17 protein-coding genes and 2 tRNA genes are annotated in these 21,368 nt (G+C 53.3%); 10 read left to right on the forward strand and 9 right to left on the reverse strand.

Translation table 11 applies throughout. The features are described from left to right. Positions 1 to 221 precede the first annotated feature (221 nt). Positions 222 to 2,627, forward strand: a complete 2,406-nt coding sequence (lon, locus tag BUA85_RS01580) for an endopeptidase La (protein ID WP_072898766.1) — start codon at positions 222 to 224, stop codon at positions 2,625 to 2,627. 78 nt (positions 2,628 to 2,705) lie between these two features. Here the strand turns inward: lon and BUA85_RS01585 are convergent, their stop codons facing one another. Further along, positions 2,706 to 2,921, reverse strand: a complete 216-nt coding sequence (locus BUA85_RS01585; RefSeq protein ID WP_072898767.1) for a hypothetical protein — start codon at positions 2,919 to 2,921, stop codon at positions 2,706 to 2,708. 669 nt (positions 2,922 to 3,590) lie between these two features. On the opposite strand from BUA85_RS01585, the gene BUA85_RS01590 reads away from it, so the two are divergent. From BUA85_RS01590 to BUA85_RS01605, 4 genes are all read left to right on the forward strand, one after another. Beyond that, positions 3,591 to 4,007 carry an HU family DNA-binding protein gene (locus tag BUA85_RS01590; protein WP_110559058.1) on the forward strand — a complete coding sequence of 139 codons (417 nt, stop codon included), beginning with the start codon at positions 3,591 to 3,593 and terminating at the stop codon, positions 4,005 to 4,007. 3 nt (positions 4,008 to 4,010) lie between these two features. Then, positions 4,011 to 4,589 carry a histidine phosphatase family protein gene (locus tag BUA85_RS01595; protein WP_072898768.1) on the forward strand — a complete coding sequence of 193 codons (579 nt, stop codon included), beginning with the start codon at positions 4,011 to 4,013 and terminating at the stop codon, positions 4,587 to 4,589. 42 nt (positions 4,590 to 4,631) lie between these two features. Continuing rightward, positions 4,632 to 4,707: transfer RNA gene (locus BUA85_RS01600), tRNA-Val, on the forward strand. 162 nt (positions 4,708 to 4,869) lie between these two features. Next, positions 4,870 to 4,946: transfer RNA gene (locus BUA85_RS01605), tRNA-Asp, on the forward strand. Positions 4,947 to 5,115: 169 nt separating this feature from the next. Here the strand turns inward: BUA85_RS01605 and BUA85_RS01610 are convergent. Then, positions 5,116 to 6,489, reverse strand: a complete 1,374-nt coding sequence (locus tag BUA85_RS01610) for a M20/M25/M40 family metallo-hydrolase (protein ID WP_072898769.1) — start codon at positions 6,487 to 6,489, stop codon at positions 5,116 to 5,118. A gap of 239 nt (positions 6,490 to 6,728) precedes the next feature. On the opposite strand from BUA85_RS01610, the gene hemA reads away from it, so the two are divergent. From hemA to ispG, 3 genes are all read left to right on the forward strand, one after another. Then, positions 6,729 to 7,952 (forward strand): 5-aminolevulinate synthase, encoded by a 1,224-nt coding sequence (hemA, locus tag BUA85_RS01615; RefSeq protein ID WP_072898770.1) that lies wholly within the window; start codon positions 6,729 to 6,731, stop codon positions 7,950 to 7,952. A 111-nt stretch (positions 7,953 to 8,063) separates the two neighbouring features. After that, positions 8,064 to 9,251 (forward strand): helix-turn-helix domain-containing protein, encoded by a 1,188-nt coding sequence (locus tag BUA85_RS01620; RefSeq protein ID WP_072900359.1) that lies wholly within the window; start codon positions 8,064 to 8,066, stop codon positions 9,249 to 9,251. A gap of 78 nt (positions 9,252 to 9,329) precedes the next feature. Beyond that, positions 9,330 to 10,457, forward strand: a complete 1,128-nt coding sequence (gene ispG, locus BUA85_RS01625) for a flavodoxin-dependent (E)-4-hydroxy-3-methylbut-2-enyl-diphosphate synthase (RefSeq protein WP_072898772.1) — start codon at positions 9,330 to 9,332, stop codon at positions 10,455 to 10,457. 200 nt (positions 10,458 to 10,657) lie between these two features. On the opposite strand, the gene BUA85_RS01630 is transcribed toward ispG, so the two are convergent. From BUA85_RS01630 to BUA85_RS01660, 7 genes are all read right to left on the reverse strand, one after another. Continuing rightward, positions 10,658 to 12,040, reverse strand: coding sequence for an FGGY-family carbohydrate kinase (locus BUA85_RS01630; RefSeq protein WP_072898774.1), 1,383 nt, complete (start codon positions 12,038 to 12,040; stop codon positions 10,658 to 10,660). After that, positions 12,037 to 12,351 carry an L-rhamnose mutarotase gene (gene rhaM, locus BUA85_RS01635; protein WP_110559044.1) on the reverse strand — a complete coding sequence of 105 codons (315 nt, stop codon included), beginning with the start codon at positions 12,349 to 12,351 and terminating at the stop codon, positions 12,037 to 12,039. Before rhaM ends, BUA85_RS01630 begins: the two co-directional genes overlap by 4 nt. Further along, complete coding sequence (locus tag BUA85_RS01640; protein WP_072898776.1) at positions 12,351 to 13,334, reverse strand: ABC transporter permease; 984 nt, start codon at positions 13,332 to 13,334, stop codon at positions 12,351 to 12,353. Before BUA85_RS01640 ends, rhaM begins: the two co-directional genes overlap by 1 nt. Beyond that, complete coding sequence (locus BUA85_RS01645; RefSeq protein ID WP_072898778.1) at positions 13,331 to 14,314, reverse strand: ABC transporter permease; 984 nt, start codon at positions 14,312 to 14,314, stop codon at positions 13,331 to 13,333. Before BUA85_RS01645 ends, BUA85_RS01640 begins: the two co-directional genes overlap by 4 nt. Positions 14,315 to 14,325: 11 nt before the next feature. Continuing rightward, the gene (locus BUA85_RS01650) at positions 14,326 to 15,858 is read right to left on the reverse strand and encodes a sugar ABC transporter ATP-binding protein (RefSeq protein WP_072900361.1); all 1,533 of its coding nucleotides are present in this window, start codon (positions 15,856 to 15,858) and stop codon (positions 14,326 to 14,328) included. Between the two features lie 66 nt (positions 15,859 to 15,924). After that, positions 15,925 to 16,923: a rhamnose ABC transporter substrate-binding protein gene (gene rhaS, locus BUA85_RS01655; protein WP_072898779.1), complete on the reverse strand. Its 999-nt coding sequence runs from the start codon at positions 16,921 to 16,923 to the stop codon at positions 15,925 to 15,927. A gap of 38 nt (positions 16,924 to 16,961) precedes the next feature. Further along, on the reverse strand, positions 16,962 to 17,762 hold the full coding sequence (locus BUA85_RS01660) for a DeoR/GlpR family DNA-binding transcription regulator (protein WP_072898781.1): 801 nt from the start codon (positions 17,760 to 17,762) through the stop codon (positions 16,962 to 16,964). A 187-nt stretch (positions 17,763 to 17,949) separates the two neighbouring features. Here BUA85_RS01660 and BUA85_RS01665 point away from each other — a divergent pair, with 187 nt between their 5' ends. Beyond that, on the forward strand, positions 17,950 to 20,052 hold the full coding sequence (locus tag BUA85_RS01665) for a bifunctional rhamnulose-1-phosphate aldolase/short-chain dehydrogenase (RefSeq protein ID WP_072898782.1): 2,103 nt from the start codon (positions 17,950 to 17,952) through the stop codon (positions 20,050 to 20,052). A gap of 12 nt (positions 20,053 to 20,064) precedes the next feature. Further along, positions 20,065 to 21,303 (forward strand): L-rhamnose isomerase, encoded by a 1,239-nt coding sequence (locus BUA85_RS01670; protein ID WP_072898784.1) that lies wholly within the window; start codon positions 20,065 to 20,067, stop codon positions 21,301 to 21,303. The last annotated feature ends 65 nt before the right edge of the window (positions 21,304 to 21,368 follow it).

Raw genomic sequence — 21,368 nt, forward strand, 5'->3', positions numbered from 1 at the left:
AATCCCGCTTTTGCGGACAACTTGTTCGCAGAAACGAAAAGAATCGTGGAAAACTGCGATCCCTTCCTTGCCCCCACGGAATTGTCAGGGCAAAACTCCCTTCCAAGGCTAATAACATGGTTGAATATCTGCGGTTGACCCCCAGATATTGAATCCGAAAAGGAGACAGCAACGTTGCCGCAAAGCGGGACGGGCCGTCTTGCCAAAAAAGGAAATTGAGCATGAACGAACCATTGAGTTCCTCTTACCCAGTCCTGCCGCTTCGCGACATCGTGGTGTTCCCACATATGATCGTGCCGCTCTTTGTCGGCCGCGATAAGTCGGTGCGCGCGCTGGAAGAGGTGATGCAGGACGATAAACAGATCCTGTTGTCGAGCCAGATGGACCCGGCCGAAGATGATCCGCAGGTGGATGGCATCTACCGGGCAGGTGTCTTGGCAAATGTCTTGCAGCTGCTGAAACTGCCTGATGGCACCGTCAAAGTGCTTGTCGAAGGCCGCAGCCGCGTGCGGATCACTGAATTTGTAGACAACCCGAACTTCTTTGAAGCGACTGCGGAGTCGCTGGAAGAATTGCCGGGCAACCTTGAAGAGGTTGATGCGCTCGTGCGCTCGGTCGCGAACGAATTTGAGCGCTACGCCAAGGTCAAAAAGAATATCCCAGAAGAGGCAATGGCCGCTGTTGGCGAAACAACAGAAGCCAATAAACTTGCCGATCTTGTTGCCGGTCATCTGGGTATCGAAGTCGATCAAAAGCAGGAGCTTTTGGAAACACTCTCCGTGACCGACCGTTTGGAAAAGGTCTTTGGTTTGATGCAAGGCGAAATGTCCGTCTTGCAGGTCGAGAAAAAGATCAAAACCCGCGTGAAATCGCAGATGGAGAAGACCCAGCGTGAATACTATCTGAATGAGCAAATGAAGGCCATTCAGAAAGAGCTTGGGGACGGTGAAGAAGGCCAGAACGAGGTCGACGAGCTTGAGGCGAAAATCGCTGAAACCAAGCTGTCGAAAGAGGCGAAAGACAAAGTCGATGCGGAGTTGAAAAAGCTCAAAAACATGTCGCCGATGTCTGCGGAGGCCACGGTCGTGCGCAACTACCTCGATTGGGTGTTGGGTGTGCCATGGGGCGTGAAATCACGCACCAAGAAAGACCTGAACAAAGCGCAGGCGATCCTTGATGACGATCACTATGGTCTGGAAAAGGTCAAAGAGCGGATCGTTGAGTACCTTGCGGTCCAGCAACGCTCGAAAAAGCTGAAAGGCCCGATCATGTGCCTCGTTGGCCCTCCCGGTGTCGGTAAGACCTCGCTTGGTAAATCTGTTGCGAAAGCGACAGGGCGTGAGTTCATTCGCATCTCCCTTGGGGGTGTGCGTGACGAATCCGAAATCCGTGGCCACCGCCGGACCTACATCGGCTCTATGCCGGGTAAGATCATCCAGGCGTTGAAAAAGGCAAAGACAACAAACCCGCTTATCTTGCTCGATGAGATCGACAAGATGGGTCAGGATTTCCGTGGCGACCCGGCATCCGCGATGCTTGAAGTGCTTGATCCGGAACAGAATTCCACATTTGTGGATCACTATTTGGAGGTTGAATATGACCTCTCTAACGTGATGTTCCTGACCACGGCGAACAGCTACAATATGCCGGGGCCATTGTTGGACCGGATGGAGATCATTTCGCTTGCGGGCTACACCGAGGACGAAAAACGCGAAATCGCGCGTCAACACCTGTTGCCAAAAGTTCTGAAGAACCATGGTTTGAAAGAGAAAGAATTCTCGATCACCGATGAGGCTTTGACCAAGGCAATCCAGCTCTACACGAAAGAGGCTGGTGTTCGGAACCTTGAACGAGAGTTGGCTAAAGTTGCGCGGAAAGCGGTGACGACGATCGTTAAAGGCGACATGGATGTCATTGAAGTGACTGCCGATAACCTCAACGACTTCTTGGGTGTTGAAAAACACCGGTTCGGCCTTGCTGAGAAAGAAGACCAGGTTGGCGTTGTGACGGGTCTTGCATGGACATCAGTAGGTGGGGAGCTTTTGAACATCGAAGCGCTCCGCTTGCCCGGTAAAGGTCGAATGAAAACCACCGGTAAACTGGGCGATGTGATGAAAGAGTCGATCGACGCTGCGTCTTCCTACGTGCGCTCCATCGCGCCTGAGATTGGTGTGAAACCCACGAAGTTCGACACGATCGATATTCACGTGCACGTCCCTGACGGAGCAACACCTAAGGATGGTCCATCCGCTGGTTTGGCCATGGTCACCTCGATTGTCTCTGTTCTTACGGGTATTCCGGTTCGCAAAGATATCGCCATGACAGGTGAGGTCAGCTTGCGCGGGAATGCGATGCCGATTGGTGGTTTGAAAGAGAAACTCCTTGCGGCGCTTCGTGGTGGGATCAAGACGGTTCTCATTCCACAGGAGAATGCTAAGGACTTGCCGGAGATTCCGGACAACGTGAAAGAAGGTCTTGAGATCATCACGGTGACGCATGTGTCAGAAGTGTTGAAACATGCGCTGGTGTCCCAACCTGAAGCGATTGAGTGGGATGAAGCCGCAGAGGAGGCGCGTCTTACTTCCCTCAAGGACGGCGGCGATGGGGTTGGTGCCGGCGTTCACTAGAAAGTCTAAGTTAAAAATAAAAAGGGCACGCCGTCGCGTGCCCTTTTTACGTTCTGTTAAGGCTGAAGCCTTATGCTATTACTCGGAGTCGCTGTCGGACTCGGAGGAAGCAGCAACTGCGATCAGTGCAACCAAGATTGCTGGGACAACCAGGCCGGAAAGAGAAGATGTAGGCTCTACTGGATCTACGATCACTACAGGTGGCTCATCAATTTCAGGTGCAAGGCCACCAGCTGTTGCTGTGGTTGCAGTAACAGCCAAAGCGGCTGCAGCAGCGAGTTTTACAAATGTCATTTTGATCTCCTTAAAGTCGACTCTGAACTGGACTACGAGGGTGCTGACAGCGAGTCAACCTTGTGAGGCCCCATAATCAGTTACCTAAGGTTATGAATGCACTCGTTTTGAAAAACAAGCTCTCCGTGAAATTTCTTGTGGCTTTTTGCTAAGATAGATCAAGGTGAGGCGCGAAGAACACATGTTTAGGGCGAACAATACTCTACTTAGGCGCAGTGGAGGTGTGCCGTATACTCAACTTAGAGGGTAAATGAGCCAACGGATTCGAAAACGTCAATAATTTCAGAAAGTTATGCTTAGGTACCGTTCATGGTAAAGGTTCCTTTGAAAGAGAAGCGAAGAACCAAATGCGAATGGATTGCGGTCGATTTGGGTTACAGACCCTGTCCTTGTTGGGTTTTTTGAGGCATCCGCGCCAATTGCGTGCCACTTTGACGCGGCTATGTGAGCATTTTTTCTTGCCGACGAAGTCTTGGAACCGTTGTTCGTAGACAAAACAAGAATCAGCTTAGGCGCCTATATTGCCGAGCCACCTAACGCTAGTGCGCATGGTCTCACCAAAAATTCTATTGCGAAAAGCAATGGGCGCATCTCTCTACCTCATACATTTGCACACTGGTGTTTTGGACTGGCGATTTTAAACTACAAGAAAATACAAAGGACCCGACCATGACCAAAAAGGTCACATCGCCCAAAAAGCCGACAACAGGAACCGTCAATAAGCCAAGCTCGTCAGTAAAGTTGACCCCAAAGAAGTTGACTGTTGATGTGTCAAAACCTACCAGTACAAAGTCGGCAACTGTCGCAATCGCAGCTAAGCCGGTCGAATCTAAGGCAGTCCTAAAGAAGGGCGAACTGGTTGATCGGGTCGTCGAACAAACGGGTGTTAAGAAGCGGGACGCAAAAACTTCGGTCGAAGCGGCTCTAGAAGTCTTGGCCGATGCACTTAAGAGTGACACCGATCTTAACTTGCCGCCGATGGGCAAAGTGAGGTTAGTCAAAAGCAAAGAAGTCGGAGATGGCGCGAAAGTCCTTACGCTGAAACTCCGCACAATGAAGTCAAAAGCTTCTACCGAAGAAAGTTAAACTATGAAAAATTGGCCTGAAGTCATCGTGCTGCGGCACGGTGAAACGGTTTGGAACCGTGATAATCGTATGCAAGGGGCGTTAAATTCGCCCCTCACAGAAACGGGGCGCCAGCAAGCCAGCCGCCAGGGGGAGCTTCTGTCCCAGTTCGATTTGTCTACAGACTGGGTCGCATTTTGCAGCCCGCAGGGCCGCGCATTTCAAACGGCGGGCTTATCAGTCGCGCTCCATATACCGTTTGTCCGCACAGATGATAGGCTCCGCGAAATCGGTGTGGGTGAGTGGTCAGGAAAGTTTCGTTCCGATCTAAAAGTTGAAGGTCCGAGCCACGACGGGCCGGATGGTCCGATAGCAATGTATGAACAAGCGCCGGGCGGTGAGGGCTTTGATGCTCTGAACCTTCGTTGCCAGTCCTTTCTCGATGATTTGAAAGGGCCGACGGTCATCGTGACGCATGGGATCACATCCCGAATGCTACGTATCAATTTGCTCGGATTGCCAAGGAGCGAATTGGGCAAATTACCTGGCGGGCAGGGCAATCTTTTTCATATAAAAGACGGTGTTCAAAAAGAGATCGTTTGACACTTGCAAAGGCTGAAATGATCGCTTAGTACGCGCTCTATCGGGTCGTTAGCTCAGTTGGTAGAGCGCTTCGTTTACACCGAAGATGTCGGGAGTTCGAGCCTCTCACGACCCACCATCTCCCCCCCCCCTGAGCGACTTATATTACCAAAGAAAACTGGCGTTTGTGTTGGTTCTACTGTTGCTGAAAGATTATTGGACGGAAGCGAAAGATTTCCGCATTTTGCGATGTTTTCGCACTTGACCCTACATCAGCCTTAGCCTAATTCAGCCCTCACGCGCGGTTGTAGCTCAGTTGGTTAGAGTACCGGCCTGTCACGCCGGGGGTCGCGGGTTCGAGCCCCGTCAACCGCGCCACTTTTCCTCCTTCATATGTATTCTAGGCCACTCAGGCTTTTTGCGATTTTGGTGTGTATATGTTCGATTTCTAAATTCGCTAAATCGCTTCGTTTGAAAGGTTAGTTCGAGGAAAAAAGGCCCTCCCCACTAGGAAAGGCCTTTTGTTTCTTCTCTCGACTGATGCAGACTAAGCCGTCATCTCCGCCAAAATTCGGGCCCAGCTACGAATGCCTTTGTGGAAGCTTGACAGGTCGTATTTCTCATTCGGGCTGTGGATTTGGTCGTCGTCTTTGCCAAAGCCGATCAACATGGCATCCATATCAAGGATGTCCTTGAAATATCCGGCGATAGGGATCGAACCGCCGCAGCCGACATAAGCAGCGGCATTCGGCCATTCGTCTGACAGCGCTTTGCGCGCCTGATCAAAGGCGGGGTGGGTGGTGTTCATGTGACCGGCTGGACCCGCGCCGTGATCGGAAAATTCGACCGAACAGTCTTCGGGGATCATTGTACGAACCATTTCGCGGAAATTTTCGCGGATGGCGAAGGGATCTTGCGTGCCGACAAGGCGGAAACTGATCTTGGCTGACGCTATAGAGGGAAGGACGGTTTTGAACCCTTCGCCGGTGTAACCCGATGTCATGCCGTTGACCTCGCAGGTGGGGCGGGACCAGATCATCTCCAACGGGCGGCGACCTTGTTCGCCTGCGGGTTTTGACAATCCAACTTCGCCTAAGAACTCTTTTTCATCGAATTTCAGGTCGTCCCAGCTTGCCGCGAGTTCGTTCGACAGTTCCGGAACGCCGTCATAGAAGCCCGGAATTGTAATGCGGCCTGCGTCGTCGTGCAGGGAGGCTATGATTCTTGCCAAGACGCGGGCTGGGTTCATGGCGATGCCGCCGTACATGCCAGAATGCAGGTCTTTGTTGGGGCCGGTGATCGTGATCTCTTCCCCGAGCAACCCGCGCAGCTGTGTGATGATGGCGGGCGTGCTGTCGCCGTACAGGCCGGTGTCACAGATTAGGGCGATATCGGCGGTCAGTTCTTCGGCGTTGTCCTTCATGAAAGGAATCAGTGAAGGAGAACCTGATTCCTCTTCCCCTTCAAAGAAGATTGAGATGTTGGCCGGAAGCATACCATGTACCGCTTTCCACGCGCGGCAGGCTTCTACAAAGGTCATCAACTGGCCCTTGTCGTCGGATGAACCGCGTCCGCGAATGACTTTGCCTTTGGCCGTATCTTCGATCTGTGGGTCAAACGGGTCACGATCCCAAAGATCAATTGGATCAATGGGTTGCACGTCGTAGTGACCGTAAAACATAACGTGTGGGCCATCGCCGCCGGAATGGGCAACCACCATCGGATGTCCTGGTGTTTCGCGTTTGCTTGCGTCAAAACCGATGGTCTTCAAGTCTTCGACCAACCAGTCAGCCGCGCGGTCGCATTCGGCTTTGTAGGCTGGATCAGTAGAGATCGATTGGATACGCAGAAGCTCCAATAGGCGATCGGTTGATTGATCTAGATCGGCGTCAATTTGGTCCAATACGGCAGAGAGAGTCATAGCGTCACCTTGTTCGAGAATTTGGGCAGACCGTCGCGGCGTTTTTGATCGAGGTCAATGTTCCGAACAGAAAATTAACGTACGATAGGCACTACAAACATAAAAAAGCTTCGAAAGGGCGTATTTTTGTTGGGGAGCGTCAAACTGTGCCATGTTGCCCCGACCGATTGCGCCCTATATGAGACTTAGAATGATTCAAAGGTCGCGCGGGCGGCCTTTATTTGAATAAGGATACCGCGGTGAACTACGACGCGCATCTCGATCAAGCCCTGAACCGCCTTCATGAAGAGGGCAGGTATCGCACGTTCATTGATATTGAGCGGACCAAAGGACAATACCCCCACGCGGTGTGGCGTAAGCCAGACGGGAGCGAGGCGCCGGTGACTGTATGGTGCGGCAACGATTACCTCGGCATGGGTCAGCATCCGGTTGTTCTGGAGGCAATGCACGAAGCGATTGATGCGACCGGTGCAGGGTCCGGCGGGACGCGTAATATTTCCGGCACAACCGTGTATCACAACCGGTTGGAGGCCTGTCTGGCCGACCTCCACCAGAAGGAATCAGCGCTGCTTTTCACTAGCGCCTACATCGCAAATGACGCAACGTTGTCGACTTTGCCTAAACTTTTCCCGGGTTTGATTATTTACTCAGATGCGTTGAACCATGCCTCCATGATTGAAGGTGTGCGACGGAATGGCGGGGCGAAACGGATCTTCCGCCACAACGATCTGGATCACTTGCGAGAGCTGATGGCGGCCGATGATCCAGACGCGCCAAAGTTGATCGCCTTTGAGTCGATCTACTCGATGGATGGCGACATCGCGCCGATTTCCGAGCTCTGTGATTTGGCAGATGAGTTTGGCGCACTGACGTATCTGGATGAGGTTCATGCGGTCGGCATGTACGGCCCACGCGGAGGTGGGATTGCGGAACGCGATGGCGTTATGGACCGCATCGACATCATCAATGGCACTCTGGCAAAAGCCTATGGTGTGATGGGCGGGTATATCGCTGCATCTGCAAAAATGTGCGACGCGATAAGATCTTATGCGCCGGGCTTCATCTTTACGACATCGATCCCTCCGGCGGTCGCGGCGGGTGCTTGCGCTAGTGTTGAGTTCTTGAAAACAGATCAAGAACTGCGGGCCAAACATCAGACCCAAGCGAGCATTCTTAAGCTGCGACTGAAGGGGCTGGGATTACCGATTGTGGATCATGGAACACACATCGTTCCGGTGATTGTGGGTGATCCTATCCACACGAAAAAGTTGTCCGATATGCTGCTGTCAGAGTACGGTATCTACGTCCAGCCGATCAATTTCCCGACGGTTCCGCGCGGAACAGAACGGTTGCGGTTCACGCCGTCGCCAGTACATGGACCGAGCGAAATGGATGCTCTGGTTAGTGCGCTTGACAACCTCTGGTCGCACTGTGCGCTTAATCGTGCCGAGTTAGCTGGATAGACCTTCTGTGGGGTGCAACTTTGCCCCGCTTGTGCTATGAAATTGCCAATAAGTTCAGTTACATCGATTCGAGTTAGCTGAACGTGGGGCAGAATGGCAGCGGGACCAAGCATGATCGTAAAGGGCTTCAGACGCACGGATGTGGCTGAGGACGTCCAACCGGCAGGGTTTGACGATTTCGATTTGCGACTTGGTGATTTGATGCGCGGTGAGCGTGCGACGATGGGCAAGAGCCTGCTGGATGTTCAGCGCGAATTGAAGATCAAAGCAGCCTACATCGCCGCCATCGAAAACGCCGATCCATCTGCCTTTGACACACCCGGGTTTATTGCCGGATACGTTCGTTCTTACGCCCGCTATCTGAATATGGACCCTGAGTGGGCATTTGAGAAATTCTGCAACGAGAGTGGGTTCGTGACGGCGCATGGCATGTCTGCCGAAGCCTCATCGAACAAGCGTAAGAATGAAGCGATTGCAGTTAACCCTCCGGGCAAAGATATTTTCGCAGCGCCAGCGACACCCTTCATTCCGACGGGTGAGGCGCGGTTCAGCACGATTGAACCAAGCGCGATTGGCTCTCTAGCCGTCTTAGCGGTTCTGGTTTGCGGTCTGGGATATGGCGGCTGGTCTGTTTTGCAAGAAGTTCAGAAGGTGCAGCTCGCACCCGTCGAACAAACACCGCAGGTGATTTCATCGCTTGATCCGCTCGCCGGTGGCGCTGGCATTTTAGAGCCGGAAGAGGATCGTTTGGCGCTCAACGCACCGTCAACGGATGCTTTGGACCGTCTGTATCGTCCACAGCCGCTGGATGTTCCCGTTCTGGTCGCTCGCGATGCGCCGATCTCGACACTGAATCCAGGTTCATTCGGTGTGATCGAGCCCATCACGGGCGTCGACGCCGCATTGGCCGAAGCGGTCGCCAATCCGGTTGAACCTACACCCATACAAGTGAACGAAACTCCCGTTCCCGAAGTACAGCTTGTCGCGGTACGCCCGGCTTGGGTCCGCGTACGCTCCGCTGACGGTACAATCATCTTCGAAGGGACAATGAACGCAGGCGATACGTTCGCGCTTCCTCAAACCGAAGAACCAGCGACCCTGCGCGTTGGCGAAAGCGGGGCGATGTATTTCGCTGTAAACGGCGAACATTTTGGACCGGCCGGTCCACAAGGGACGCTGACCAAGAACCTGCCGCTTGATAGCGAAAGCCTTGTTGCAGCCTATGAGCCTGCCGATCTGGATCGCGACGATGATCTGGCGGAAATCATTCGCCTCGCTCAGCTGGCTGTGTCCGAATAGCGCATTCTTTCAAACACACGTTGCCCAAAGACCGCGCCGACCTTAGGTTGGACGCGAATAGCAAACGATAGGCACTCCATGTCGCTCAATCACATCCGTCCTTGGCGTAACATCTACCGTCGCGAGTCGCGGCAGATCATGGTCGGGAACGTGCCCGTTGGGGGCGATGCCCCAATTTCGGTCCAGACCATGACCAACACGCTGACCACGGACGTGAAAGCGACGATTGAACAGTGCCAACGCGCGGTGGAGGCTGGTGCCGATATTGTACGCATCTCGGTGCCGGATGAAGCGTCGAGCCGTGCATTGAAAGAGATCGTGCCAGAGGTAGACGCGCCGATCGTGGCTGACATCCACTTCCACTACAAACGCGGGATTGAGGCGGCAGAGGCAGGGGCCGCCTGCCTGCGGATCAATCCGGGCAACATCGGCAGCGAAGATCGTGTGAAAGAGGTGATCAAAGCCGCACGCGATAATTCCTGTTCGATCCGCATTGGCGTGAACGCAGGGTCTTTGGAAAAGCACTTGCTGGAGAAATATGGCGAACCGACACCGGATGCGATGTGTGAAAGCGGCTTGGATCACATCAAAATCCTGCAAGACAACGACTTTCAAGAATTCAAGATCAGCTGCAAAGCCTCCGACGTCTTCATGGCCGCTGCCGCCTATCAGCAACTGGCCGAAGCCACCGACGCGCCGATCCACCTTGGAATTACAGAGGCCGGTGGCCTGACCTCCGGCACAATCAAATCGGCCATTGGGTTGGGCAATCTGCTCTGGATGGGGATCGGCGATACCATCCGCGTGTCCCTTTCTGCGGATCCGGTGGAAGAGGTGAAGGTCGGCTATGAAATCCTGAAATCCCTCGGGCTGCGCCATCGCGGTGTGAACATCATCTCTTGCCCATCCTGCGCCCGCCAAGGGTTCGACGTGATCAAAACGGTGGAGATTTTGGAAGAGCGTTTGGAACACATAAAAACGCCCATGTCGCTCAGCATCATCGGCTGCGTCGTCAACGGCCCGGGTGAAGCCTTGATGACCGACGTGGGCTTCACCGGCGGCGGGGCAGGCAACGGCATGGTCTATCTGGCCGGCAAGCAGAGCCACCGGCAGGACAACGATACGATGATTGATCATATCGTGGAGCAGGTGGAAAAGAAGGCGCAGGAGTTAGAGGCGGAGCGCGCTGCGGAGGCGGCGGAGTAGGGGGAAGGTCCGGTTTGAGCCCAGACCTACCAAATGCTGCGGTGCGAACGAATGAGCAGGATGGGCGGAAAGGAGACGTTCGCTGCAGTAGCGAAACGAATCAGTTTTCATCTTCAAAGCCGACAATTAATTGGTACTATTTTCGACATTCACTGTGCTCCACCTCAAGGTCCGATTGAGCTCATAAATCGGAAACCTGACTACGCTTTGGAGCGTCTTCCATTCCACTCGGCCGCGTAAAGTGAATAGGCTTCTCTCATCTGTTTTTCAGGGACAGGAATAGAGGGCATTTGGTGTCTTGAGGAGCCATCTGGAGAAACGAGAAGGGCGGCACCCCGGCTCGTGCCCGTTGCGCTCGCTATGGGAATGATTGGGGACTGGGAGGCCACTCTCAGCATGTCGAGATAAGCTTTGTTTCGTGCGAATGGGCCTTCAACGATCACAGACCCGTCGTGACCTATGAGGTCGAGGCAGTGTGACGTTACTAAGGCGAGATAAAAGCCGACTGCAGCGCTTCGTTGCGGTGATCCTAATTTCGGTTCCTTGCCCACCCATACCGCCTGAGAACTGGCAAAGGGCCCAGTCTCCGGCACGACCGCGGGCAGAAGCATGCTCCCGTTCTTCAGCACCTCAAGCATATCACGGGCATCTGCATCCACGACAGCTCCGCCAAGAGCAAGGTCATGCTCGCGCCCACCCATGAAGCGCGCCGATGGCACCGCATGGCCAAAGGCATTCACATTGACGAGCGTGTCACATGCTGGGTCCAATGTCACAGGTTTGCCGCCCACTGCCATGGCGATCACCCATGTGCCAGTCGACACTACGCTAAACGGGGGCCTTTGCGCGACAAGGTGCGATAGAAGAGAGGCATTGGAGTCATGAATGCCACAATGAACCGCGGTATTCGCAGGCAACCCAGTATTTTGTGCAACTTCCGCGGTCACATGACCGACAACATCGCCGGGTTTGCGGGGTTGTGCGATTTTGTCTGCGATATTCAGTTTTGCAGGCAGAGATGAAAATTCGCTTTGATAAGGATTCCATAGATCCGTGTGGCACCCAAGTGATGTCACATCAGTCGCGTAAACACCTGTCAGACGATGCGCCCAGAATTGAGGATATGTTATGATATGACAGACTCGGTCTTTGAGTTTCGGATCGCGAGTAAACTGCCAATGAATCTGCGCTCCCAAGTTCAGTCCTAACGCCAGACGGGGGGACCCTGTTTCTGAAAACGGGGGCCTGATGGCGTCATAAACCTCTGCACATTCGTCCGGACCAGTGTGCTCATAATCGAGAATTGGCGCCGCAAGCGATCCATCCGTAGCGATTAAGGCCCCCGCGGCGCCGTGAGTGGTGATGGTGATCGCTTCGATCCCAAATTCAGCATGGAATGAGGCGAGCCCTTCCAGAAGGAAATGCCAAAGTCCTTCTACGTCGAAATGCGGATAGGGTGGACCCGGCAAGACGGTATTGGGCCGCGTGACAACTTTGATTTCTAACAGGTCTGACTGCCGCACGAGCGCCAGTTTGGCGTTCGTTTTGCCGATGTCGATGACCGCAATATGTCCGGTCGTCATGACATATGAAAGACGGTTGTAAGCGGCACCGCGACCGGCTCGTTGTTGTTATGGGTTTCCATGATATCAGCCATATGCGCCCACCATTTCTTCATGATCTCATGAGACGGAAGACTGTCCATCTTATGATCTTCCGGACGCCAAAGAACCCCAAAAAGGACGTTAGTCTCTTCATCCAGGTGGATGGAATAGTCCGAGACTCCCGCCTCTTTTAGAAGGGTTACAAGCTCCGGCCATATCTCATCATGCCGCTTCAGGTATTCCGACTTCATTCCTGGGTTGAGGTGCATTTTGAACGCGTATTTTTCCATTATGACTTCCACTTTTCCCAAAGGCGCGGCAATGCGATGACGCCGATCAAGAGAAGTCCGATCACGATGGACATTACGATTCCGGGGACGTTAAGGAGGCCGAGGCCGAATGTAACCAATCCCATCACAAAGGCCGCGATCACAACACCTGGGATCGTTCCCGATCCACCTAGGATGTTGACACCACCTAAGACAACCATCGTCACGATTTCCAGTTCCCAACCAAATGCAATTGATGGGCGTGTCGAGGCCAGTCGTGAGGTTAGGCAAACAGCTGCTACGCCGGACATGAGCCCCGTCAAAAGGAAAAGGATGAACTTTACACGCGCAACGCGGATGCCCGAGAATTCAGCGCCGACTGGGTTGTTTCCAATTGCATAGACGGCCCTGCCAAAGTTCGTATTGTGAAGGATGACAAAGTATATGAGGGCAATGATGGCGAAGAGCACAAACTCAAACGAGATCACCCAGAACACATAGCCCTGCCCGAAGAACGAGAAATCAGATGGGTAACCGCGATAAGCCTGATCGCCTAAGATAATGTAGCTGATGCCGCGGAACAAGCTCATCGTGCCGATGGTTACCACGATGGACGGCAGGCCCAATTTCGTCACAAGGAAACCGTTGAAAGCGCCGCAGATAAGCCCGACACCAAGGCCTATGAGAACCAGACCAGGCGTCCCGATACCTATCTGCACGGCGGCCCCCATGGCCGTCGAGGCGAGTGCGATTATCGAGGCGACGGAGAGATCGATCTCGCCAGCGATGATCAAAAGCGCCATCGCGAAGGCGATCATCGCTTTCTCGGTAAAGTTGAACGTCATATCGCTGAGGTTCCACGCGTTCAAAAAGTATGGCGATGTGAAACTGTTGACGATAAAAATAGATACGGCCACGGCCAGTAGGAGTGTCTCCCAGCTTTTCAGGCGCCGTTCCAACGGCGATTGAAGACGATCGGGAATGAAACGAGTTGTATCGGTCATGTCGCGTTCTCCGCGCGCTTAAGGATGATTCTGCCCTTTTCACGGTTGGCTTGTGCATTCAGGGCGACAGCAATGATGATGGCGCTTCCCGAGATTGCGAGTTGCCAGAAGGGCGAGATATTTACGACTGGCAAGGCGTTGCTGATAATGCCAAGAAATAATGCTCCAAGCATGGCTCCGACGACAGAGCCAATGCCCCCCATGATAGCTACGCCTCCAATCACGCAGGCGGCGACGACGCTAAGCTCAAACCCTCCGGCAAGGTCGACAAAGGCGACTGCAAAGCGTGATACCCACAAGTAACCAGTCAGCCCAGCGAGCGCGCCGGATATAGTGAAGGCCCAGAATTGGGTGCGGCCAACGTCGATCCCTGCATAGGTCGCCGCGTGTGGGTTCCCGCCAGCAGCATAGAAAGCACGCCCGAGGGTCGTCCGTGACATGACGACTGAAAAGAGAATGACAGCGGCAATCGCGATCCAACTCATGAGAGGGAGACCAAGAAGTTCTGTTCTTGGAAACGCTTTAAAGGGTTCGCTGAATTCGTGGGCGTTGATCCACTTGCCTTCGGACAAAAGGAAAATCGTACCACGAAAGATGGTCATCGTTCCCAGTGTAACAACGATCGGTGGAATCTCGAGTTTCCAGACGAGGATACCATTCACCATTCCAAGAAGTGCGCCAAACGCAACCGAAACGAAAATGATGATCGGCACTGGCAACCCCGGTACCGCGACGTTGATCATTGAAACAACCATACCTGTCAGGGCAAGGTTCGCTGCCACGCTAAGGTCGATACAGCGTGTTAGGATGACGATCATTTGTCCAATGGCCAAGAGGATCAGGGGCGCTGTGTCGTTGAATACGTTGGCAAGATTTGAAGGTGCAATAAAGGCCGGGAACCGAGTGGCGATGATAGCGAGAAGAAGGACGATCGCGCCAGTCAACAAGAATTCGCGGGACGTGAAGATTTGCTTCGGCATAGTTTGATCCTTTAAATTCCAGCCGCGTGACGCACGAGTGTTTCAGGGGTCATGTCTTCACCAGTAACTTCAGTCGCAATCCGGCCTTCCCGCATGACTATAACGCGGTCGGACATGCCTAAGACTTCTGGGATTTCAGAACTGATCATGATTACTGCCAGTCCTTGGGCCGCCAGTTCTGCCATGAACTCATGAACAGCTGCCTTAGAGCCAATGTCGATACCTTTGGTGGGTTCATCAAGGATGATGACCTTTGGCTGGGTCGCGAGCCATTTCGCAATCACGACCTTCTGCTGGTTGCCACCTGAGAGATTTCCGACATCGGTATCGAGCGACGCTGCCCTAAGATCGAGCCGCTCCGTGTATTCTCGCGCAAGCTTGAATTCTTCAGCTAGTCTGAGGAACCCATTTTTGGAAGTACGATCAAGCGATGGGAGCGTGACGTTTTGGAAAATCGGAAGGGTCGTGATGGCGCCCTGTCGGCCTCGGTCTTCGGGCACATAGACAATACCCTTGCCAACCGCGTCGGCTGGGGATCGAATGATTGCGTCCTCGCCGTCTATGGTGACTTTACCTGAAGAGGGCCGCGTAATACCAAAAAGCGCCTGCATAAATTCGGAACGTCCGGCGCCAACAAGGCCATAAAAGCCCAGAATTTCTCCTCGTCGCAGCGTAAAACTAATATCTGCGAACTCGGTTGGATGTTCATAGCCATCAACTGAAAAGATTTCATCGCCGGTGTTGCGCTCTCGGTTGGGGAAAATTTGGCTCACATCCCGACCAACCATCAGTTTGACGAGTTCCGCTTCAGTCACATCGGCAATCGCGCCATTCCCGACAAGAGCACCATCTCGAAAGACCGTATAGCTATCGGCAATGCGGAAAATCTCATCGAACTTGTGGCTGATGAAAAGTATGGCCTTGCCTTGCGCTTTCAGCTCCTCAACAAGTTCATATAGCTCTTCAATTTCTTTTTGGCTCAGTGCGGCAGTCGGTTCATCCATGATCACCACTCGCGCATCAATTGATAGCGCACGGGCAATTGCGACGAGATGCTTGTTCGCAATTCCAAGATCTTTGAGTTTCGTTCTAGGATCAATGCTGGCGCCGATACCGTCAAGAATTTCGCGGGAATGGTCCATCATCGCAGACGTATCGATGAGGCCAAAACGCCCTCGCGGTGCGTGACCAAGAAAAACATTCTCTGCCACCGACAACTCGTCGAACAGGACTGTTTCCTGATGGATCGCCGTTACGCCGACGTCACCGGCGTCTTGTGCTGTCGGAAAATGAACAGGCGACCCATCGATCTCGATTTGGCCCCCGTTTGGCTGATAGATACCTGTCATGATCTTGACGACAGTCGACTTGCCAGCGCCGTTTTCTCCAACGAGCGCAGTCACCTTGCCGGGGAAAAGCTCTAATGACACTTCTGATAACGCCGTTACGCCAGGGAACGTCTTGGTCACTTCTCTTAGTGCAAGGACCGGCACCTTTGGTTCGGCCCCGGTGGGCGCCGATTTTTGATCTGTTTCCATCAACATTGGGTCAGTTGCCATACGGAATAGTATCGGCGCAGCAACGAAGCTGCGCCGATCGGGTTACAGCGATCAGAAGATATCTTTGAACTGATCGATGTTGGATGCGTCGTAGGTGAACGGATCCGACATTGCTGCAGTGTTCGTGTCATCGAGGGTGACTGAACCCATACGACCTGTCGGGATTTCTGCACCCGGTTCAGCCGTCGCAGCACCAGTTGCCAGCGCATGGGCGATCATCGTCGCTGAGTAGCCTAGATCGATCGGGTTCCAGATGGCAAAGCTTTCCGTCGCGCCGGACACGACGCAACCTGCCATCTCGGATGGTAGACCAAGGCCTGTGACGTTGATCTCGCCGATCTTGTCGGCGTCAGACACGGCCTGACACGAGGCAAGAATACCGACTGTCGTTGGAGCGATAATCGCCTTAAGATCTGGGTAGGACGCCATCAGACCCTGTGCTTCACGATAGGACTTGTCCGAGAGATCATCGCCATAAACAGTAGCGACAAGTTCGATCCCCGGGTAGTTCGGAAGAACTTCTTCTGCAGCTTCGATCCATGCGTTTTGGTTCGTCGCCGTTGCGGACGCTGACAAGATAGCAACTTGGCCACCATCAGGCATGTGATCTGCTGCGAGCTTGATGATCGTGTTGCCAATCAATGGTGTCGAAGATGGGTTCAGATGCATCATCCGACCTTCTTCGTTAACGCCGGAATCCCAGGAAACGACGGTGATGCCACGCTGCATGGCGCGCTGAAGTGCAGGCGAAACAGCGTCAGGGTCGTTGGCGGAGATTGCTATTGCGTCGACACCTTGGGCGATCAGCGAGTTGATCACCTCGATTTGTCCTTCTGCTGTAGTGTCCGTTGGACCAGTATAGATAATTTCGACATTGCCGAGCTCTGCTGCGGCTTCTTCAGCGCCTTCTGCTGCGGCTTCAAAGAAGCCGATGCCAAGTGCCTTGACCACGAGTGCGATGCGCATGTCGTCTTGTGCGTATGCAGCATTTCCGGCCAGCATAGCGGTCGCAATCGCGCTGCCGCCAAAGAGTCTTCTGGTGATGCTCATGGATAATCCTCCCTGTCGAGCGATAGTAAATGGTCCGTTTAAGTCGAACCGGTTTCCGCCGCGGCATTCCATTCTGCCACGATCAGATTTATTTCAGCGGCCTCTAGCATTGCGGCTGCGCGATCTGAGATGCCGCCATCGGTAATGACTGTATCAATCCGATCCAATGGGCAGAGCACGAGGCTAGAGCGGGCGTCGAACTTGCTGCTGTCGACCAAAACAATCAGCTCGTCGGCCTGTCCCATAAGCTTTTCTTCAGCCTGGATGAGCAGTGGATCGCCCTCCATCACACCTAGTGGACCGATGCCTTGCGCACTCATGAACATACGCCGCGCATAGAAGTTGCGCGTTACGTCATTTTCAAATGGCGACAGAATGATGTTTTGTTCTCGGTAAATTGCACCGCCGGGTAGCATCACTGTGTTCTTGGAATGCTTCAGCAGGTGCTCCGCGATTGGAAATGAATTGGTAAAGACTTGCATGCGCCTGTTCGCCAGCGGATGCACCATCTGAAACGTGGTAGTGCCGCCGTTGACAATAATGGGGTCGCCGTCTTCGCACAGCTCCGCAGCTGCGCGGGCGATCGCCTGTTTTTCCTCAATTCGGATGGTTTCATTGACAGCAAATGTCCGACCGGCGAGTCCGACAAACTGTGGCGGAGCAATCGCTTCAGCCCCTCCGCGTACCCGACGCAGCTTCTTCTGTACATGAAGCGTAGCAATGTCACGACGAATGGTTGCCTCTGACGCCCCAGTCAGCCCACAAAGGTCAACAACACTGACAAATGGACGATCTTGAACCGCTGATAGAATAACAGTGTGTCGCTCAGTTTCGTGCATTTCTGGCCCCCCTTGGACTTACACGATGTCCAGATTCGCACCACCTGTCAATCATTTTCAATCATATTCAATCATTCTGCATCGCAGCATGATTGTTTGTGATCATTTTTGATTGACAATACACCGCATCTCGCGCACCTTCTCTGTCATCGAATATCCGAAGTTTGGACGCAGCCGGGAGGGCCAGATGTTGAAGACCGTTGAGAAACAACCCCTTGAGAACCTCTGGAACGACAGCGTTGCCGATGAGATGAGCGAGTCGGAAAAGCTACTTTATCGCTCAAATCTCTTGGGATCCGACAAGCGGATCACCAACTACGGTGGAGGAAACACGTCGGCCAAGGTGGTGGAGCGGGATCCTCTATCTGGAAAAGATGTCGAAGTTCTTTGGGTGAAAGGCTCAGGCGGCGATATTGGCTCCATCAAGATCGACGGATTTGCGACTCTCTACATGGAAAAACTAGAGGCGTTGAAAGGACTCTACCGTGGCGTCGAATTTGAGGACGAAATGGTGGGATACCTCCCCCACTGTACGTTCGAGCTAAATCCGCGTGCGGCTTCTATCGACACTCCGCTTCACGCTTATGTCCCGCAAAAGCATGTCGACCACCTACACCCAGATGCTATCATTGCGATAGCAGCGTCCAAAAATTCAAAGGATCTGACCCAAGAGATCTTCAACGGTGAGATCGGCTGGCTTCCTTGGAAAAAACCAGGCTTTGAACTTGGTCTCTGGTTAGAAGATTTTTGCAAGAAGAACCCGGATGCCAAGGGAGTCGTGCTTGAGTCTCATGGGCTTTTCACATGGGCAGATGATGCCAAAGCGTGTTACGAACTATCATTGGAGATCATTCAGAAAGCTACAGACTGGTTCGAGGCAAAGACCGCCGACGTCGCTGCATTCGGAGGGGCGGTGCATAAAAGTCATGCGCCTGGGCAACGCCGTGCAATTGCCGCGCGTCTGATGCCTGCGATCAGGGGTTTGGTTTCTGGCAAACAGCACATGGTCGGCCATTTCGACGACAGCGACGGTGTCCTTGAATTCGTGAATGCCAAAGATATGCGCCCGCTTGCCGCGCTCGGTACATCGTGCCCTGACCACTTTCTTCGGACGAAGATACGCCCCTTGGTCGTGGATTTTGTCCCGGCTGAAAACAACATTGACGCCGTTCTTGAAGGTTTGCCCACTCAGGTCGCCGCATATAGAGAAGACTACGCTGCCTACTACGAGCGCTGCAAACACGATAACAGCCCAGCAATCCGCGATCCGAATGCGGTCGTTTACCTCATCCCCGGTGTAGGCATGATCACCTTTGCCAAAGACAAGGCCACGGCGCGTATATCGGGCGAGTTCTACATTAATGCTATCAACGTTATGCGCGGCGCTTCGTCGGTCAGTGAATACGTTGGATTACCCGAACAAGAAGCCTTCGATATCGAGTATTGGCTTTTGGAAGAAGCAAAGCTTCAGCGCATGCCAAAACCGAAATCACTGGCGGGGCGTATCGCGCTCGTAACCGGTGGCGCAGGGGGCATTGGTGCGGCAACCGCTGAAAGGTACCTTTCGGAAGGGGCTTGCGTCGTTTTAGCTGACATCGATGCGGAGGCCTTGGCCTCGGTCGAAGAAAAACTGAAGTCTCTCCATTCAATCGACGTCGTTCGCAGCGTGAATTTAGACGTTACTGACGAAACCGCTGTCATAGCCGCTTTTGCAGAGACTGCGGTTGAATTTGGCGGCATTGATATACTGGTCTCAAACGCCGGTATTGCCTCATCTGCTCCCGTTGAGGAAACATCGCTCGCGCTTTGGAACAAGAACATGGATATCCTTTCCACAGGCTATTTCCTTGTCAGTCGAGAGGCGTTCAAAGTTTTGCGAACCCAGAGCATCGGTGGCGCCATCGTGTTCATCGCATCAAAAAACGGCTTAGCAGCGAGCCCGAACGCATCGGCATATTGCACGGCAAAGGCGTCTGAACTTCATCTTGCACGTTGCTTGGCGCTTGAAGGGGCTGAAGCCGGCATTCGCGTCAACGTCGTCAATCCAGATGCCGTTCTTCGTGGTTCACGCATTTGGGAAGGCGATTGGCTAGATCAACGTGCATCAACTCATGGAACCGACAAGGACGGACTTGAAGAGATGTACCGCCAACGATCTATGCTAAAGCGTTCAGTTTTGCCCGAAGACATTGCAGAGGCGGCCTATTTCTTTGCCTCTGATAAGTCCGCGAAATCAACCGGTAATATTGTGAATGTTGACGCGGGCAACGTCCAAGCATTTACACGCTAAGAGAAGAATTCCATGACCTATGAAAGTGCGAAAGCGGTATTTGCAGATTGGGGTGTCGATACAGAAGCGGCACTTGACCGACTGGCAACAATTACCATCTCCATGCATTGCTGGCAGGGCGATGACGTTGTCGGGTTCGAAACCCGTAGCGGCACTTCGGGAGGTGGCATCCAAGCGACGGGCAATTACCCCGGACGTGCCCGAACACCAGATGAACTTCGCGCTGACCTTGAATTTGCCTATGGTCAGATCCCCTGCAAGCACAGGCTCAACTTGCATGCCATTTACCTGGATACCGACGAATCCCCCGACCGCGATGAAATTGAATACCACCATTTCGCCTCTTGGGTCGATTGGGCCAAAGATCAGGGCATCGGCCTAGACTTCAATCCGACTTTCTTCGCGCATGAAAAGGCCGATGACAATCTCACACTCAGTCATCCTAACAAAGGCATCCGCGACTTTTGGATCGAGCATGGACGCCGCACGCGAGAGATTGCGTCAAAGATGGGTGAGGAACTCGGCTCTTCAGCGGTTAACAACATCTGGGTGCCGGACGGGTACAAGGACATTCCTGTCGATCGCATGGCGGCCCGTACTCGGCTTGAAACCTCGCTCGACGCCATGTGCGAAAGCGAGCAAGACCCAGCGCACATGGTTGACGCCGTTGAAAGCAAACTCTTTGGTATTGGCGTAGAAGCTTGCACAGTCGGTAGCCACGAATTCTATATGGGCTATGCAATTCGCAAAGGGACTCTCCTCTGCCTCGACATGGGGCATTTCCATCCCACTGAGAACATCGCCGATAAACTCAGTGCGGTTGCGCTCTCACTTGACGAAATTCTCCTCCACGTGTCGCGACCTATGCGTTGGGATAGCGATCATGTGATCTTGCTGAATGATGACATTCAGGCGATGGCAAACGAACTTGTGTTTGCAGACCTTCTTGGCCGGACACGCATTGGCCTCGATTTCTTTGACGCCACGATTAGCCGAACTGCGGCTTGGGTGGTTGGAACGCGGAACATGCAAAAAGCGTTGTTGCGCTCTCTGCTCAAACCCCAGAAGGAACTGAAGGAGGCGGAAGCAACGCTGGACTTCACAAGGCGTCTGATTTTTACCGAGGAACTTAAGGATTTGCCTTTTGGCGCGGTCTGGAAAGAGTTTTGCGAAAGGCACAAGGTTCCTTACGGCTTGGCTCTTTCAAGGTCGCTTGAGACTTATCAATCGAGTGTTAGCGAGCGTGGTTAGGTCACCTGGTCCGAAGTACAGCTTCGTCCCTTACAACGCAAATCCTGAAAAATCTATATCGAGCG

The organism is Cognatiyoonia sediminum, assembly GCF_900129845.1.
GTDB lineage: Bacteria > Pseudomonadota > Alphaproteobacteria > Rhodobacterales > Rhodobacteraceae > Cognatiyoonia > Cognatiyoonia sediminum.

What these genes read in the sequence shown, in the direction of transcription:
- lon (WP_072898766.1), top strand. Translation starts at nt 222, where the DNA reads ATGAACGAACCATTGAGTTCCTCTTACCCAGTCCTGCCGCTTCGCGAC.
- BUA85_RS01585 (WP_072898767.1), bottom strand. Translation starts at nt 2,921, where the DNA reads ATGACATTTGTAAAACTCGCTGCTGCAGCCGCTTTGGCTGTTACTGCA.
- BUA85_RS01590 (WP_110559058.1), top strand. Translation starts at nt 3,591, where the DNA reads ATGACCAAAAAGGTCACATCGCCCAAAAAGCCGACAACAGGAACCGTC.
- BUA85_RS01595 (WP_072898768.1), top strand. Translation starts at nt 4,011, where the DNA reads ATGAAAAATTGGCCTGAAGTCATCGTGCTGCGGCACGGTGAAACGGTT.
- BUA85_RS01610 (WP_072898769.1), bottom strand. Translation starts at nt 6,489, where the DNA reads ATGACTCTCTCTGCCGTATTGGACCAAATTGACGCCGATCTAGATCAA.
- BUA85_RS01620 (WP_072900359.1), top strand. Translation starts at nt 8,064, where the DNA reads ATGATCGTAAAGGGCTTCAGACGCACGGATGTGGCTGAGGACGTCCAA.
- ispG (WP_072898772.1), top strand. Translation starts at nt 9,330, where the DNA reads ATGTCGCTCAATCACATCCGTCCTTGGCGTAACATCTACCGTCGCGAG.
- BUA85_RS01630 (WP_072898774.1), bottom strand. Translation starts at nt 12,040, where the DNA reads ATGACGACCGGACATATTGCGGTCATCGACATCGGCAAAACGAACGCC.
- rhaM (WP_110559044.1), bottom strand. Translation starts at nt 12,351, where the DNA reads ATGGAAAAATACGCGTTCAAAATGCACCTCAACCCAGGAATGAAGTCG.
- BUA85_RS01640 (WP_072898776.1), bottom strand. Translation starts at nt 13,334, where the DNA reads ATGACCGATACAACTCGTTTCATTCCCGATCGTCTTCAATCGCCGTTG.
- BUA85_RS01645 (WP_072898778.1), bottom strand. Translation starts at nt 14,314, where the DNA reads ATGCCGAAGCAAATCTTCACGTCCCGCGAATTCTTGTTGACTGGCGCG.
- BUA85_RS01650 (WP_072900361.1), bottom strand. Translation starts at nt 15,858, where the DNA reads ATGTTGATGGAAACAGATCAAAAATCGGCGCCCACCGGGGCCGAACCA.
- rhaS (WP_072898779.1), bottom strand. Translation starts at nt 16,923, where the DNA reads ATGAGCATCACCAGAAGACTCTTTGGCGGCAGCGCGATTGCGACCGCT.
- BUA85_RS01660 (WP_072898781.1), bottom strand. Translation starts at nt 17,762, where the DNA reads ATGCACGAAACTGAGCGACACACTGTTATTCTATCAGCGGTTCAAGAT.
- BUA85_RS01665 (WP_072898782.1), top strand. Translation starts at nt 17,950, where the DNA reads ATGTTGAAGACCGTTGAGAAACAACCCCTTGAGAACCTCTGGAACGAC.
- BUA85_RS01670 (WP_072898784.1), top strand. Translation starts at nt 20,065, where the DNA reads ATGACCTATGAAAGTGCGAAAGCGGTATTTGCAGATTGGGGTGTCGAT.